Below are 17,918 nucleotides of genomic sequence, written 5' to 3' on the forward strand. Positions count from 1 at the left end.
TTGACTCACTATTTTATTAATCAGGAGAAATACATTGGTACTCTCCCGTAAAATGTTGTCTTTTATTTATTACACAAATAATCATCTTTCATAATACTATACAATAATTATTATATTAGAATAAGATTATACAATACCCGGTCTGCTAAATAAGAGTGTGTGCGGACACACCCAATTAAAGAAAACTCAAGTACAAGCTGGCATGATCCAACGCCACAAAAGTATCGTATTTGGGCATATTGCACCCTATCGAATTATTCGTTTTATCTAGTCTAAAAATTCAGATGACTTATTTTAATCACTTTACAGAGGGATCGGAAGGGGCATCATGAGATTTCCTATACTGTGTAGGAGCAATATCAAAAAGTTCTTTAAAGCATTTGTTGAAGTATTGAGGATTTCCAAATCCTAACCGGTAAGCAATATCCGAAATGTTCATCTCCGGAGCATTCAGTAGAAAATATGCTGCTTTTTTCAAACGAAGGTTCATGATAAAATTATTTGGCGTACTTCCCGTAATACCTTTTATCTTCTGGAATAAGGCGGTACGTCCTACTCCCATCTCCCGTGAGAAAGCATCTACACTGAATTCGGGATTTTCCATATTATCTTCCACCACTTGAGTAGCTTGTTCGATAAACTTCTGGTCGAGTTCATTTGTTGCAATCTTCTCCGCCTTGCTATCCAGTTGATGGGCATATTTATTCTGTAAAAGTCTGCGGGTATTAATCAGATTATTGCATTGCATCACCAGCCGCCGCATATTAAATGGCTTCACCACATAAATATCCGCTCCAATTCTCAATCCTTCCAACTCACGTTCGGGAGCACTAAGGGCAGTCAGAAGAACGACAGGTATATGGCAGGTTTCTATATTGTTCTTGATCTTGGCACATAACTCTGTTCCGGGCATTCCGGGCATCATGATATCCGAAATAACCAGGTCGGGTTGCATTACCTTTACTTTCTCGTACCCTTCCTTGCCATCACTTGCAGTTTCAACCGTATACAACGGAGAGAAGATATCCACAAGGATATTTCTGATCTCTTCATTATCATCGATCACCAGTAATTTACAGTCAGTAGTCCCGCTTTCACTTTGGGCTGACTGCACCTCTTTAACCAGCAGTTCTTTGTCTTCCGAATAATAAATATATTCCTTATCCTGCTCCGGTTCAATCCGGGCCACAGAAGAGTCAAAGTGAGCATCCCCTTTTTTCAGAGTGACCTTAAAACAAGAACCTTTTCCCAACTGACTTTCTACTGTTATATCCCCCTGATGAGCTTTCACAATACCCTGACTCAAAGCCAGTCCGATACCTGTTCCTCCATACTGTCCTATATTCTCAACCTGATAGAACCGCTCGAATATCTTAACATAGTCTTCCTCGGATATTCCCGCACCATTATCGGAAACGGAAAACATACATTCCTCCGTTCCATCAGCCAATTCCATACGGATAGTTCCACCGTCTGAAGTATATTTAAAAGCATTAGACAGCAAGTTATTAACCACCTTCTGTATTTGCATCCGGTCTCCCCACACGAGGCATTGCTCGCAGTCGACATGCAAAACAAACGAAATATTCCTATTAGCAGCCAACTCCTTAAACAATACATAATGCTCTTTGAGCAAAGAATATAAGTCAAATTGAGAAACTTTCAGTTTCAAAAGTCCCTGCTCCTGTTTCCGAAAATCAAGCAACTCCGTAATCAATGATTTCAGGTTACCTGCATTTTTATGTATATTCAGCAGTTTTGAATAAGCATAGGTAGACAATTTGCCGGAATTCAGCAACAGATCAACCTGCCCCAGGATAAGAGTGATCGGAGTTCTGATTTCATGCGAGATATTCGTGAAGAAACGAAGTTTGGATTGATTCATCTCTTCAATGTATTGCTTCTCGCGAAGTTCAAAATCCAATGAAGTTTTCAGGAACAGACGGATTCTATATTCTCTCACAATGAAGAATAGAATAGTCAGAATCACGCATACATAAATAGTATAGGCCCACCAAGTAGCATAGAAAGGTGGCGTAATCGTTATATCCAGCGATCTGATTACTTCCGGGAAGTTCTTCAGCCTGATCTCAAAGACATAATCACCCGGAGAGATATTTGTATAAGTAATGTCATTTCCCAGACGGTTCTCGCTCCATTCATCATTATACCCCATTAACCGATATTCTACCTCACCACCGCCTATATGCAGAAAATTATCTGTTGAAAAACCGATAGAAAACACATTTTGCAAGTAATTCAATTTGATCCGTCCGGTATAGGCAAAGGATTTATTTAAAATACCGGTTTGATCGCCTGTTGTTATCTCTTTGTTGTTGACATACAAATGAGCCAACTCCAGATCGTATATTTTCGGAGGATAATACAGACTACTTTCACGAATGGTTACCAATCCGGTAGCTCCTCCCATATAAATATCATGGTTGCGGGATACATGCATGGATTTCCGGTTCACAAGAGTCAGCGGGAATCCGGTTTTAGAATTGAAGTTTATCACTTTCCCCTCTTTCTGTTCCAGCATTGACAATCCATGCCCGGTACCAATCAATAAATTCCCAGAAGGGGTTTCCCCCAGTACCCTGATATTTTCTCCCGACAACACACTTTCAGGAGTATGTAAACGAAACAAACGTTCTTTCTTATCCAGCAAGAAAAGTCCGTTGCCATGTGTCCCGACCCAAATATTTCCCTTTCGATCTTCATAGATAACATTGACCAACTCTTTTTGAGATCTGACCCGTTTCTTCAGACTTATCCTATAGGTTTCAAACCGCTTTTCATCAATCACATAGGCTACACAACCATCGTCGGCAGCAAACCATAATCTGTTTTTCGAATCAAGCAATAGGGTGTTATAATTATGTGTAAACAGTTCCTTCTGGTGAAACAACACCTCGGATTTCAAGGTCTGTTTATCCAAACTCACAATAGCGGATGTTGTCCCGACATACAATTTACGAGGAGTATCCGCCAAGGCAAACAGGGCTTCTCCTACACTTTCTTCTCCAAGCGGTTCGAGATTATAGATATCATTCCGATAGTTATTAAGATGAAAACAATTCACCTTATTGGTAAAGTCGGCTGCAATCCATAAGCAATTATTAGCCTCATCAAAAACAACATCTTTCAGGTAGTCCGTACTGAAATGATATCCCGTATGCGCATTAAAATGCTTGAACTTTCCCTGTTCCGGTTGATATAAATCTAATCCCCCTCCTTCCGTACAAATCCAGATATTCCCGGCTTTATCTTCTGCCATAGCACCGACCACCGGAAAAGACAATCCGGTGTCCGAAGCATGATAATGCACAAAATGCTGATATTCCGGAGAGAAGAAGTTTACCCCTCCCCAATAAGTCCCCACCCAAACAGTTCCTTGTTTGTCCGTATAAAGAGACGTCACCGAACGATTGGACATAGCACCCACCCGGTTAGGATCAGCCTGATAATGGAATATTTTCCCGGTAGCCACTTCAATCTTACTCAATCCACTTCTGTAGCCTACCCATATATTCCCTTCCAGATCCTGACATAACGCTCTCGCCATATCATCCCGAACCGTGTAAACACTCTTGTCATTATATTCATAGTGATGTATGATCGTACCTTGAGGTGAAAAACAGAAAACACCCTGATCCTGCGAACCGATCCAAATATTCTGGTCGTTACTTTTTATCAGTTTCATCACTTTAATTCCGGGCAAGTGAAGTGACATCGATCCGCAAGTATCTACACGCATCACCCCGCCCTCTTTCAAAGCAATCCAGAGACTTCCTTCGGAACCTTCCACCATCGTCGGGCCACTATCCGGCAGCTGCAAATCGGCATACATCGGTTTCAAGAGGCGGGTATTCTTATTGTATAAGAACAGTTTCCCTCCTTCTGCAATCCACACTCCCGTTTTTCCTTTGGCAAGAGTGGAGGGAGAAGTCACCGGAAGAATATAATATTTTTCTGTTTCAAGGTCGAACTGGAAAAGTCCGGTAGAGGCCAACAGGAAAAGACTTCCCTGACCGTCTTCCACCATTTGAGTCACATATAAATTACCATAACTGATAGAGTCGTTATGAAAGTGGTTGAAGACTTTGATGTGATTGCCATCGAAACAATTCAGCCCGTCCAGAGTGGCAATCCATATACGCGATTTCTCATCCTGGCAAATATCGCTCACCGTTATTTGCGACAATCCATCTTCCACACCCAATGTTCTGAACTTGTATTCCTGTGACCGGAGTGGAAATACAAATCCAAAAAGAGATAGCAGAATAAAAAAATGGATCTTAGATAGTCTTTGTTCGCGCATATCAAAAATGATGGTTTATAGCACACATTAATCTCCCACAAAAGTAACAGTTTTTATGATATTCCCCAAATTAGATCAAGGCAAACGCATCTAATTATTGATAAGCTTGCTCAGACAAGAGTTATCTCATCCAGCTTTTAACCTTTCTCTTTAGCCCTTTTGTTTGTTTTTCATTTTTAAGTAAATTCAGGGCAATTCAATTAAGCATAGGGAGGTCTTGAGTAGATTTTCTGCCATGAGCTTCATTAAAAGTCCCTGACCCACTGTGTGTGAATGAAATAAAAAGAACCCATTCGGTTATGGCATAGCCATAACCGCTCGTTTTTCATTTTTCTATCATATATCATTTATCATATCTTTGTTGTTAGCAAGTAAGTAAGTCAGAGCACTAATGAATTTTCAAGTTCAATTAAAAGTGTGACACTGCAGGTCTGTAGAATGATTATTGGCCGATAGATGCCATATGGAAGAGCACCTCACATTCCGAAAGACTGCAGGCCTGCCTATTCTTCTTACAAATACTTATAGACTATGACAAGAAATACGAAAACGATCAAGTCCCCTGATGGGAACAAACTGGCAATTGTAAATCCAGATGCTGCTGGTATTGATATCGCTGACACAGAAATGCAAGTATGCGTTCCGGAAGGCCGAGATGGAGACAATAACCGTAGATTCGGTAGTTTCACCTGTGAGCTCAATAGTCGTCCCTTAAAAAGCATATTTCAGCGAAACATTCCGAGTGGAGATGCTTTCGCTGAAATATGCTTTTTAAGGGGCGACTACTTAATGTATCTGAATGATTCGTTCCACTCTTCCCAAAATCAAGAATCCGGTTTTGCCCACCACGCGAAAGGGCAATCTCATCAATGCAGGCGTAAGCACCGATGTTTTACTCAAACAACAGCCATCATTTGTACAAAGAAACAATATCAAGATGTTCTGAGAGTTTCTGACGAATCGCGCCAACTATTTTATTCAAGTTTTACAAATATACCACATGGATTCTCCTCCTTCGAGAAAGAGGAGAATTCATGCGGTATATGACTACTTGCGAAACTTTGAATATCTGATTAATGCTTCCAAGAAATAATAATCCGCATATATCAATGGAACATCTACTTCATTATTTCCAGGAAGATTGCCTACACTATGTTTTAAAAGAAAACCATGGTTTTCTTTTTCTTTCGCCCTATAATAATTATTACTTAGATTATTCAATATTCTTATACCCATATCATAATAAGTTTGTTTCTTATTTATATCTGAAACATAGCCACACAATTCAAATAAAGCAGAAGCCACAATACAAGCCGCTGAAACATCGCGAGGAATCACTTTATAATCCGAGGAAACATATTCAAAATCAGGATTAAAACCTTTTTCGCCAGCATTAAAATCCCAATATGGAATGCAATCATTAGGCAGATTCTTATGATTCAGAAAAAAATCGGCCATATTTATGGCTGTCTGCAGAAAACGCTCATCTTTGGTATATCTATAAACCATCGTAAACGAATAAATTCCCCATGCCTGCCCACGAGCCCATGTAGAACTATCAGCATAGCCTTGAGCAGTCTGCCTATGTAATATTTCCCCAGTGTCAGGAGCATAATTTACTACATGATAGGAACTAAAGTCTGATCGAATCTGATTTTTCATCGTTTTCTCAGCGTGACTTACCGCAATATCCCAATAAACAGAGTCATTTGTAGCCTGAGTTGCCCAGAACAGCAACTCCAAATTCATCATATTATCAATTATTACAGGATACTCCCAAGTATTTTTCCTCCCAATCGACTTTCTTGCATTCCACGATTGAATACATCCCACATTATACGAGTATCGCTTGCATAAAGACTTGGCAGATTGAACAAGTATGGGAATATATTTCGGATTAGCAGTCAAACGAAAACCATTACCATAACTGCAATACATCATAAATCCAACATCGTGATGACCAACGAAAAACTGAATATCTTTCAGACTATGAGTCCATTTCATTGCTTCATCTTTCCAACGATTGTTCTTTGTATACTCATACATATACCACAAAATGCCCGGCCAAAAACCGGATGTCCAGTCCTCAGCCGGTACACACCATAATTTATCTTGTTTCACCGTACGAGGAAAACAGGTTATATCCATAGCTTTCTTGAGCATAGCTTGATATTGAATCTCTGCTAATTCAAAGTTCTTTTTTACAATATCCTGACTTTTAGCCTCCCATCCAATGGAAAAAAAAGCCAAAATTATAATTGCTAGTTTTATTTTCATTATTACACTCTTATTTTCGTTCGTTAAACAATGGAAACATCAAAGGCTGCACGTTTTTTTCTTCTTTTGCCTCCGAAATCACAACCCATTCTCCTGGCTCTAGTATAACTTCTTTTTTGAACGGCTTACGAATCAGCATCCTAGATTCTTTTTCTCCTGCATTAAATGCAATGATTGAATCACCGTTTTGTTGTAAGACAACATCTGTCAAGTCAGGGAAACGAAAAGCAAACATCTTATCTTGATAGTCTGAAGCACCCCATATTCCTACACTTACCAAATCTGCATACACTTTACTTTGCCTAATAACTACGCCTTTACCAACTATATCAAGATTACCGATCAAAACTGATTGGAAACTGAATGCAGACAGATTATTCCTTTTATCTAATACTACCTCAGCCGTTTCTTCGTCTGTAAAAATCCGTTGTCCCCAAATCATATATTCTGACCTAACATCTATATTTTCCGTACTAAACATTGGACTTACATTTTTATACGGATATAAGAACGTAGCAAAAGACGCCGGAGTTTCCTGTTTTTTACGAAAACGTACAGTTGGGATAGCACGGTGTTCTATTGGATACCAGCCTAATAAAGGCGTATCCTGCCCTTGAATTATTTCCGTTTGCAAATTCTCTTTATCTATTGCATATATACCTATTTGTACGCTATCATTTCGCACACTATGCACGTAATGACCATCAGAATTTAATGCAGCTGTCGGTGCATCAAGATGAAAATGTGCATCAAATACATGTTCTCCACTACCTTCGAGCTGGTCAATAATCAAAGCATAATAAGGTTTAAGATACAAGACATTCCGAGTATGTGTCACTGTTGTGTCCCGATCATTCATCCATATTTGAGGCTGGTAACTTTTCTTCGGGTTATATACATTAGTCACATATCCGTCGGTATAACTGGAGGAAACGTAATCAAACAAAGGCGTCGTACAAAAAAGATTATCTACCGGAGAGAATTTTTCAGGTATCACCTTCTTTCGGTATTGCCATTTTCCATCTACTATGATAGTATTGTGCGAAGGAGTATTAATTGAAAAACGCCTCCAGTCGGACTGATCATAAGGATATTTGCCCGGATCAAATAATAATGTTTTCCCCCACGCCTTCAATACTATCTGAAGTTTTTCCTGTTCGACATGACCAATTCCCTGCGGTCCCCCTCTGAAGAATAAAAACATACCATTGTCCCTCCATCCACTTCTCATCATATAAAATCCCGCATAATTCAAAAATGTCGTACTAGGTAATTCCTCACCTTCTTTCCCATCCGATACTACCCATGCCAATACCGGATCATAACCAATCTTCAACCCTTCTTTTGATATCTCTTTAATCTTTTTCAAACTTGAATCGTTAGTCCTCACATGGTCTCCCCATTGATCCATAAGTAAGACTGGCGCCCGATACATATCCAACAATCTGGATGTAAATGACTCCGGTAATCTGATATCATTTATTTTTGCAATATCATACAATTGTTTATAGGTAGCTACCACCCCATAGTGATAACTAGGCGATAATTCGGCCTGCAACCCGTCAGGAGGCACAACTTTCTTTATTTCATCCACATACCTATTCATTGCGACTGTACGCCATTCTTCTGCTTTTGCAAATTCCTGAAATACACAACCCATGGTAAATAATGCCGCACACTCTGTCGTCACGTGATTTCCCGTACGCTCAAAATCCCTTAACAGTGTATTTTTAAGATGCTCTGCATGTTCATAAATCAACTTTAAATAAAGCGTATTGTCTTCTGCAGTAAATCGTGCAGAATTCCTAAAAGTCAAATATGTATTAAGCCATGTCCGTATTCTTATTGCTGTATCTAAAGTTCTCCAAATAGGTTTCACTGTCAAAGGATTATCTTTCGCAAAGTCATACATAAACCACCTCCACTTCTCCAGATACTTTTCGTTTCCTGTCTTTTTATATGCTACTACAAGTTTATTTAAAAAATTGATTCGCGAAACACAACTATAAGTCCATTCAACAGTATAATTGGGGTCACCGCTTTCCCTAGGATTAAATAGCCAGTCGAAATGTTCTCCCATATATACCCTTCCCTCTACATAAGGTCGTTTCAAATTTATATCATCATAAATATAATGCATACAAACACTATCAGCTGCAATATCTGTTTCGTCTGATAGTCGCTCAGCTACAAATGGTTCCATGAACCATTTTCCACCACCAGCCAACCTTTTATATTGAAGCAAAAGAAATTTAGCTGCCGAATAGTCGCCTTTTTCCACACTGTTCCTCACATTCAGCATATCCGGGATATCAAGTCTGAGTGAACTAAAAAAGAGAGAATCGGAAGGCAACCAGTCATGACTATATATTTTGTATGGAAGACAAACTCCCATACAAAATATTAGAACCAATACTTTATTCTTCATTTTTACAAGTTAGGATATTTAGACATCTTACGATCGGTAACTCTCATTAATGTTGCAAACGTCCACCCATGATGAGATACCCTGTTTCCTTTATAACCTCCCAAAACTGGTTGAAAACTACCGACAAATGATTTATACTCATCATCAAAATAGTCATTCATAGCCTCATACAAATCAGTAGGAGCATCTTTACTCCTTACCTTATCTGTTGTAAAAGTCCAATGTGGCCATTCTGTGCGATTTAACTCATAATAAAGTAAGTAATCCAATGCCTTTTTTAATGATTTTTCTCCTGACTGCCATGTAAACAAATTCGTTTCAATCGTATTATATGCTAATTGAGCAGACAATGTTATGGGCGTCAGCGCATAATAAGTATACCATAACCCATTAGCTTCTCTTCTTGTTTCATTAGGCATTGCTCCATCAGCCGATATACATTTAGGAAGACGTGCCGGTATTCTATCCAGTTCTTCCTTAACTTTATCGTTCAATTCTAAAATATGATAAGCCATAGCAGTGGCAAAAAGTCCCCAATCTCCCCAATTATTAGATTTGGTTCTGATTAATCGGAATGATTGTGGCAAAGCCACAGATTGTATCCACGTTTTGAAGGCTGTTTTTTCTGTAACAGCCCAAATATCTTGTCCCAGCAACAAATCTGCCGCAATCATCATCTGTGAAATCAAGTTTGCAGCAGTGAGTACCGTCCCTGTATCATTGCCATCTTTATCATTCTCTGTTATAGTTTTATTTATCGCAGCCCATGCATTCAAAAAGTAAATAGCTTTATTTCCATATTTCTTATCACCGTTCAATGCATATGCTAAAGCATTGGCATATGCCGCATGGCTATCAAGAGCCAAACCTTGCTTAGCATCAATATTCTCATCCTGTCCACCATAAAAAGCAGGAGTATGAAAATCTTCCACAGCCTCATGTTCTCTATCCTGATAAAAATCAGCTAACTCGATAAGTTTATTATAAGCGCTTTTCCAAGGTTCTTCTTTTTTATTGATTTTTCCGGCAACAAATTCAATCTGAGCCTGTGTATGGAATCTAGGAAATTGCGTACTTTGAGAAATTGGTATAATTAAGTCATTTTCACCCGGTTCCTCAGGCTCCTCCGGTTCCTCAGGTTTGGGTTCTTCAGCATTTGCATACTCTTCTATCACAGGAACTTTAAATTCAGCACAAGATTCAAAACTAAACGTTAACACTACGATGAGTAGTAGATTTATATAAAAATGTATTGTTTTCATATACAGTATTATTTATAAGTTAAAAATGTAGTTGCTTTACAGCTTTTATTCACAGAAAAACGTATCCACCTTGCCTGGAAGCTATCTGGAAATTTAAAATTAAACGATTTGCCTGCTTCCACCTTTATCTTTTTGTAAGTTATCCATTCTCCATGTCCGATAGGATTTACTTCTAAGGTAAATGTCACATCCGAATTGTGATTATGAGAAAGAACCAATTCTTTTTTATCATAGAAGCCTATTAAATAAGGATCAGAATATTCGTCTGCACTAACTTGTGCATTTTTCCATGGACCGCCATGTCCAACAGGCTTTCCAAGTGTCCAAAGATCATCTATCGTTCCGGCCCATAGCATTGCCTTGCCATCCGATGAACATATGACATGGGGATTGTTTTGAACCTCATATGGATTCAATCCACTCATAACCAGTAATCCCCTGTATGATGCATAGTCATGAATACGAAAATTGTGAGAAGATATCGGACGTATCTTAGCAAATCCATCTGCATTCTCTGCCGGTAATTCAAAGAAGGTCCCCATACAGTTAAAAAGATCACGTTCGGTGGCTACCTCACGACAAATGCGCAAAGTTCCGGCATCAGTCAGTGGCTTATAAGCTTCATTGCCTAAAGGCAGACGCCAACGACGATTATTGTCATCAACAATGAGCACAGAGGATTCTTCGATTGAAATCACATTCTGAGGTATGGCAAAACGGGTACGGATAAAGTTTTCGGTTTTCACATCCACTTTTTTCTCTAAACTCATATTACCATCCAATTCGTAATATCCCGATTCTACAAATTTATCTCCATGAAATGTTCCGGCCAACACACCTAATACCCGACGATTATCTCCCAAACCGTACAAAAGAGCTCCAGCAGATGTATTATCATTTATTACTGAAATTCCCTCAAAGCTATCATTATTCTCCATACTACGTTCATTCCCCGTATATGCAAATTCTAAGCTCAATATTACAGATTTATCAGGGGTGGCACGTATCCACTCTCCCTTTTCCGAGTCTGTAAACTCTACAAAAACAGACTGTCCGGCAGGTACATTAACCGTCTTCAGTTTCTGCCATTGATTATTACCTTTTTCATCTACTTCCAATAATATATTTACAGAAACTTTTCCCGAGTTTCGGAGCCATGCACATCTTTTCTCCCAACCTGCAAATAGAAAAGGCTCTGAAACTTCACCACTCTTCACCAAATCATCAATCCATACTGCGCCTATTGCAGTTGTACTACCCAGTTTATCAGGTTTATCGACATCAGTAAACCAAAGATTAGAATTTGATTGTCCGGGACCTTCAATATCTCCCTTCACCGTACGCTTATTTAGAAATTCCTTATGAGCAGAGTCATCACAACCAAAAACAAGTTTATCATTCCAACGTGTAAAATCTCCGATAACCTTCAAATAAGCCGACCGAGGACGTATACCTACCGTTTGATCCGCAGAAAATGTTTTTGGGAATCGCCAAAACATTCCATGCATAGTCATCAAATAGTCAGGATTATCATTTGTCCCTACATTTCTTATTCTTGGCCATTCAGTATTCCAGCCATGCGCACCATCATAACTATTGCTTGCTTTTGGCAAACGGTAAAATGCCCATGTACCTTTATCTCTCACCCCAACCAATATGGAGCGGGAATCCCAGCCTGTCACCCAAATCGGATCTGCTTCCGGATTTGCACTACCATAAATACCTCCGGGGCCACTAACTTCAGTAAACTGATTACGACGAACCAACTTCCAATTCTCCCCATCCCATTCGCATAATCCTCCGGAAGTGAGATTAAAATCGGTTAATGCCCTTTCATCCGCCTCTCCGTTATTTGAATAAACCACTACTCCTTGCCCCGAATAGAACCCCTTTCCATGTGCTCCAGGCAATAATGGATTAGGTTTATTAGCTTTTGTATCATCTTCATGTGCATTCATCACATTTCCATCCACATATAAAGTTTTCACCGCCAAGGTATTTACATCGACTTCATAAAATCCTTCTTCCATTGTAGCAATATACAGTTTATTAGCCGGATCAGACAAATGACGGGCAATTCCCGTATAACGTCCCGGGTATTCAGTGAGAGGAATAACTCTTACATTGCGCTCTTTATCTATGGCATACGGACCTATGAATAACTGATTACTCTCTTTATGAATAAATCTGTTAGCAGGTGTACCACCAATACTTTCCTCCCTCACTATTTGTTGTAAATCAGAAGTAATTTCATACAATTTATCTGAAGAGCCGTAAGGCAAATGAGGTCCATAAGTAATTACCCATAAACGATCTGCCCAGTTTACAACAGCTCCCGTTCCACATTCACCCTCATTATTATAATAGGCTAAGTGAGGATAAATACCACTGAAACTAGAGTGTATCGGTTCATTCTGTTTACTGCTCTGACATCCAGTCAAGAGACAAACTATTAAAAATAAGTAACCTATTCGTTTCATATTATTCATGTAACTTTAGTTGAGAAAAGTATCTTTTCTAAAACAAAGCATCTTTCCCCAAGAATTAGTTTATCTGTTAATAATTAGGATTTTGATTTAAGTTAGAATTTACAAGAAGCTCACTACTAGGGATCGGCCACAAATACTGCCGTTCTTTATTGAAACTTCTTTCCCCCAATATTTTACAATCATTAAGCATTGAAGTATAATCGGGGATACCATTTTCATCAATAGTAGGAGTTCCCGGAAAGGGCCATTTCTTTCTATCTTGATTAACAGCGTCAGGCATACCCAATACAGGTTTAGTCAATGCATCCTCTGCTATTCTCCAACGAATTAGGTCCATATACCTCAAGCCTTCTTTTACGAATTCAACTCTCCGTTCTCTTTTTATTATTGTACGAAGTTGTTCTACATTGGTTGTTACAACCTTTGGATAATCAGTAGCTTCCACAGTTGTCTTATAAGCTCTAGCCCGAACTTTATTTATAGCCTCCAAAACTGATGAGTCTACTTCGCCCAGTTCTATCTTCGCTTCAGCATATGTCAACAGCATCTCAGCATAACGTATAATTATCAAATCAACATCATCGACCTTTCTATCAGCCATCGTCTGATCATATCCTTTTTTCCATACAAATCCGGTATAGCTTGCATAAGAATCTTTTCCTCTCGAATCCTTATTATCAACTAATTTATTGTCTTTATAACTCCTCACCTTAAGAGTGTCCGGATGAGGCTGATATCGGAATTGAAGCCAGTCAGAACCATGTTTCACGATTGTTTCAATCAATCTCGGGTCTCTATTATCAAATGGCTTCTGAGGATTGTAAAGAGGCGATTTATCTATAGGCAAACCATCGGTACATTCGTAGGAATCTATAAGTTCTCGAGTAGGCATCACCGAACATGTAAATCCAGCCGTACGTGTGAGATAACGCCCCAACACCGTAGCTCCCGCGTTCACTACCCCGTATGTTTCTGACCGAGGATTACTCATTATTATTTCTTTATTATTTTGTCCTTCCGACAGAAACAGCGTCCTGTAATCAGGATGCAATTGATAAATCCCTTTTTTCTCCAGTTCCATAACTGCGCTTGCTGCAGTTTTAGCTATTTCCCATTCGCCTGCATACAATGCCGTTCGTGCTTTTACAGCTAATGCTGCTCCTTTGGTAAACCGTTGTTGTTGATTCGTAGCATATGTTTCCGGAAGATTGTTTGCCGCCCAACCTAACTCATCATATACAAAATCCAAGATTTTATTCTTACTAGTTCTTCCCATTTTGTATGAATCTTCTAAGCTTATATAGTTGGTGAGAAATGGTAAATCACCAAAATGATTAACTAATACAGAATATTGATATGCTCTGATAAAGCGAGCTTCCGCTTCAAGCCGGGTCATGACATCAGGATCAGTATTGTCTTTAGCCTGGTCTTTATAAAGCATAAAACTATTTACTCTCGCTATAGCTTTGTAACTATTGGTCCATAAATCGGCAGAACCTGTCCAATCACTATTTATAGTTCCCGTCACCACAGCATTACTAATGGTACGAGTAGTCATATTATCGGTCATTAATTCATCATCTACCGAATAAAAAGGAGAGCGATATAAATCATTGATCGCCATTTCCAGTTCTTGTTGATTAGAATAAAAATTGCCGGTAGAAGATTCGGACAATGGATTCAAATCCAGATTATTACATGACGTTAGAATCAATGCCATCATCCATACTGAAAATATTCTTATCTTTTCCATATTCATGTGTATTTTAAAAATTAAGATTGAAACCTCCCATAAAAGTAGTAACAATAGGATAACCAGTTGCAGACGATTCCGGGTCCCAGCCCTTCGGATACTTATTTATGGACAACAAATCGTTTATACTTACATAAGCCCTTATATTTTTAATATACTGGCTTAACATTCTTCCAACAGGTATTCTATATCCCACAGTTATGTTCTTTAACCGAAAATAAGAGCCATCTATCAGCCAGAAATCCGACATCGTATAATTATTTGTGGCACTAGATGTTGACAAGCGAGGATATCGGGCAGCCATATTCTGCTCTACGGAATTGTTACGACTCCAAAACTTTCCATCAATTATTTTAGGAACATTTCCGATTCCCGACTCCATAAATGGTTGAACCTGAACATTAGACAGTCGGGACTTCATTTTTCCCACGCCTTGAAATGCCAACGATATATCTAAATCTTTATAACCTAATGATATATTGCCCCCATACGTATATCGAGGAAGAGAACCACCCAGCAATACTTTATCATAATCAGATATTATCCCATCAGGAACTCCGTCAGGACCACTAATATCTTCATAACAGATATCACCTATCTGAACAGACGAATTCATCTTCGGAAGATTATCCACTTGTTGTTGATTTTGATAAATTCCTTTTGCACGGTATCCGTACCACTCGTCAAACTCTCCTCCTTCTATTTTTGCAAGATTCCCTTTTTGTTGAGTTCCTTTCAAGTCATCAATTACAGTCTTTGCATCCGATATATTAAAAGAAAATGAATATTTAAAATCTCCAATCTGTTCTCTCCACGACGCTTCAAGTTCCCAGCCTTTAGTACTTATTTCTCCTGCATTCTGGTTAGGGTTTGCATATCCAAGATAACTCGGAATATCCAATTTAAGAAGAATATTTTTAGTCCTCTTCTTATAATAGTCTGCCGTTAATTTTAATCTCTCATTAAAAAACATCATGTCTACTCCTATGTCATAAGATTCTGTCGTTTCCCATGTGATATCCCGAATAGCATAAATCGTCTGAGCACCAGTTTTGCTTGATACAATTTCTCCATTTTGCCAAAAAAGAGCATCATTATGAGTTATTGCCGCCTGATATGGATAATCTCCTATCCTCTCATTCCCTACTTGCCCCCATGATCCTCTTAATTTAAGATAGGACATGAATGAAATATTCTTCATAAACTTTTCTTCTGATATAATCCATCCTGCAGAAAAAGAGGGAAAAAACGCCCACCTCGAATCTTTATGAAAACGAGAAGAGCCATCATAGCGGGCATTTGCCTGAAGATAATATTTATTCTTATAATTATAATTGATACGCCCAAAGTAAGACCTTAAAGCTGACTCCGAAGCAGAGCCGCTATTATCTCTCAAATCTTCCGCTCCCAAATCAAGATATGGAAATTCTGTAATCAAAAATCCTTCACGTGACGCTTTCAATGCTTCAGATTTTATTGTATTTTCTTCGTATCCCAACAAGAAGTCTAAATTATGCACTTTGGCAAATGTCTTTTTGTAATTAGCCAAGAACTGGCCATTAAAAACAGTACCATCAGCCCTTGTTTCATTTAGAGTCGTTTTTGGACGACTAGTGTATAGAACTCTGGAAGGATCGTTCTTATCTGTATACTCAACAACTTTGGCAAAGGCCTTAAATTTATTAAAGTTCAACGTAGGAGCAAGTACAGCTTTCAATGACAACCCTTCCAATGGCTTAAAATCTAAAACAAAACGACCTACTAACTGATTGTATATTTTTTCATTTACTCCCCCATCATTCACCTCTGCCAATATATTCGAACCATCTTTTCCCAAAGCATAACGACCATCATCATACCTATCATCATATATCCCTGGCATTACCCGAGCCATATAAGCCACACTTCTTGAAGAAATATAGCTATCTGCCGGAGATTTGTTGTTCGACCTTTTAAATGATACATCCAAATTTGCAGAAAGCATCTTATGCAAACGAATATCATTATTCACACGAAACATGTAGCGTTTATAGCCACTATTAGTATATAAACCATCTATATCGACATATCCTAACGAAGCCTTTGTCTTCACTTTATCCGTCCCCACAGTCATAGTAAACTCATGCCGATGCCTGGGAGCCTGTTTCTTATAAATAACATCTTGCCAATCCGTGGCAGGATAAGAGTCCGGATCCTGCAAATGATTATTCCAATAACTGTTAATAAAATCGGAACCATATACCGAGGAACCTCCATCATTCATCTGCCTTTCATCTACTAACTGCATATAACGTACAACATCTACATACTCAGGCATCTCTGTCGGTTTTTCAATACCAAATTCATAGTTATAATTGAAAGTAGCCTGCCCTGATTTTGCCCGTTTAGTTGTGACTAATATAACCCCAGCAGCAGCACGAGAACCATATATAGAACTGGCAGCAGCGTCTTTAAGAACTGAGATATTCTCTATATCATTAGGATTTATATTATTAATATCATCGGTCGGTATACCATCAACTATAATAAGAGCATCATTGTTTCCAATAGTCGTATTCCCACGTACCCGAATCGTTCCACCACTACCTGGAGCTCCTGAATTACGAGTTACATTCAATCCGGCAACCGCACCTTGCAATGCATTCGAAATCTGTACAGCCTGTCGGTTCTCTATCATCTCACCACTTACAATACCAACAGCACCGGTAAGATCTTTCTTGGTACTTGTTCCATAACCGACAACAACGACCTCACTAAGAGTCATTGTATCATCAATCAGCTTTATGTTCAAATAGTTCTTGTCTGCAGTAACGATTTGCGATTTAAAACCAATGAAGGAAATTTGTATAGAACTTCCCAAAGTAGCGTTAATTGCAAATCGTCCGTTTATATCAGTTATTGTACCTATTGATTGACCTATAACACTTATATTAGCACCTATAACAGGCTCTCCTTTTTCATCGTTTACAACACCTGTTATATTCTGAACTCGTTGTTGCACCTTATCAGCCTTACTAATAGACAGCATTATATAATCATTATTAAATTGATATTTTATATTTGTCTTAGCAAAAGCCGCTTCCAGAAAAGTTACAACTTTCCCCGATACATTCTGCATTACTACCGTACGATTTACATCTATTTCCTGGTTGCTGTACACCACCAAATAGTCTGTTTGTTTTTCAATTTCCGATATCAACTGCGCTATAGACAAAGACTTAGATGCAACTTTTATTATAGCATTTTGAGCTTCTGCGTTTACCGCCATTAGTTGGAAGGTACACACAAATAAGAAAAAGAATGAGATTTTCATAATTCTAAAATAATCTTTAATGCATTGGTTTTTGACAATAAAGAGTGATAACAAAGGATTTATTTTCATATC

8 protein-coding genes are annotated in these 17,918 nt (G+C 38.6%); 1 reads left to right on the forward strand and 7 read right to left on the reverse strand.

Annotated elements, in window-relative coordinates; genetic code table 11:
• Positions 1–298 precede the first annotated feature (298 nt).
• Complete coding sequence (locus GD630_RS01605) at positions 299–4,324, reverse strand: hybrid sensor histidine kinase/response regulator transcription factor (RefSeq protein ID WP_143867633.1); 4,026 nt, start codon at positions 4,322–4,324, stop codon at positions 299–301.
• A gap of 531 nt (positions 4,325–4,855) precedes the next feature.
• On the opposite strand from GD630_RS01605, the gene GD630_RS01610 reads away from it, so the two are divergent.
• Entirely contained in the window at positions 4,856–5,371 is a 516-nt protein-coding gene (locus GD630_RS01610; protein WP_143867635.1) for a hypothetical protein, read from the forward strand.
• On the opposite strand, the gene GD630_RS01615 is transcribed toward GD630_RS01610, so the two are convergent.
• The 6 genes from GD630_RS01615 to GD630_RS01640 all read right to left on the reverse strand — a co-directional run bounded on the left by GD630_RS01615 (position 5,372) and on the right by GD630_RS01640 (position 17,915).
• Entirely contained in the window at positions 5,372–6,601 is a 1,230-nt protein-coding gene (locus tag GD630_RS01615; protein WP_143867637.1) for a glycoside hydrolase family 88 protein, read from the reverse strand. It lies immediately after the preceding gene.
• Between the two features lie 10 nt (positions 6,602–6,611).
• Positions 6,612–9,029, reverse strand: a complete 2,418-nt coding sequence (locus tag GD630_RS01620; RefSeq protein ID WP_143867639.1) for an alginate lyase family protein — start codon at positions 9,027–9,029, stop codon at positions 6,612–6,614.
• A 2-nt stretch (positions 9,030–9,031) separates the two neighbouring features.
• Positions 9,032–10,291, reverse strand: a complete 1,260-nt coding sequence (locus GD630_RS01625; protein WP_143867640.1) for an alginate lyase family protein — start codon at positions 10,289–10,291, stop codon at positions 9,032–9,034.
• 8 nt (positions 10,292–10,299) lie between these two features.
• Entirely contained in the window at positions 10,300–12,771 is a 2,472-nt protein-coding gene (locus tag GD630_RS01630) for a hypothetical protein (protein ID WP_143867642.1), read from the reverse strand.
• A 76-nt stretch (positions 12,772–12,847) separates the two neighbouring features.
• Positions 12,848–14,533 (reverse strand): RagB/SusD family nutrient uptake outer membrane protein, encoded by a 1,686-nt coding sequence (locus GD630_RS01635; protein WP_143867644.1) that lies wholly within the window; start codon positions 14,531–14,533, stop codon positions 12,848–12,850.
• Positions 14,534–14,546: 13 nt separating this feature from the next.
• Positions 14,547–17,915: a SusC/RagA family TonB-linked outer membrane protein gene (locus tag GD630_RS01640; RefSeq protein WP_143867646.1), complete on the reverse strand. Its 3,369-nt coding sequence runs from the start codon at positions 17,913–17,915 to the stop codon at positions 14,547–14,549.
• Positions 17,916–17,918 lie beyond the last annotated feature (3 nt).

The organism is Bacteroides zhangwenhongii (assembly GCF_009193325.2).
Taxonomy (GTDB): Bacteria; Bacteroidota; Bacteroidia; order Bacteroidales; family Bacteroidaceae; genus Bacteroides; species Bacteroides zhangwenhongii.

Excerpts from the sequence above, each read along its gene's own strand:
- GD630_RS01605 (WP_143867633.1), bottom strand. The coding sequence starts at position 4,324 with ATGCGCGAACAAAGACTATCTAAGATCCATTTTTTTATTCTGCTATCT.
- GD630_RS01610 (WP_143867635.1), top strand. The coding sequence starts at position 4,856 with ATGACAAGAAATACGAAAACGATCAAGTCCCCTGATGGGAACAAACTG.
- GD630_RS01615 (WP_143867637.1), bottom strand. The coding sequence starts at position 6,601 with ATGAAAATAAAACTAGCAATTATAATTTTGGCTTTTTTTTCCATTGGA.
- GD630_RS01620 (WP_143867639.1), bottom strand. The coding sequence starts at position 9,029 with ATGAAGAATAAAGTATTGGTTCTAATATTTTGTATGGGAGTTTGTCTT.
- GD630_RS01625 (WP_143867640.1), bottom strand. The coding sequence starts at position 10,291 with ATGAAAACAATACATTTTTATATAAATCTACTACTCATCGTAGTGTTA.
- GD630_RS01630 (WP_143867642.1), bottom strand. The coding sequence starts at position 12,771 with ATGAAACGAATAGGTTACTTATTTTTAATAGTTTGTCTCTTGACTGGA.
- GD630_RS01635 (WP_143867644.1), bottom strand. The coding sequence starts at position 14,533 with ATGGAAAAGATAAGAATATTTTCAGTATGGATGATGGCATTGATTCTA.
- GD630_RS01640 (WP_143867646.1), bottom strand. The coding sequence starts at position 17,915 with ATGAAAATAAATCCTTTGTTATCACTCTTTATTGTCAAAAACCAATGC.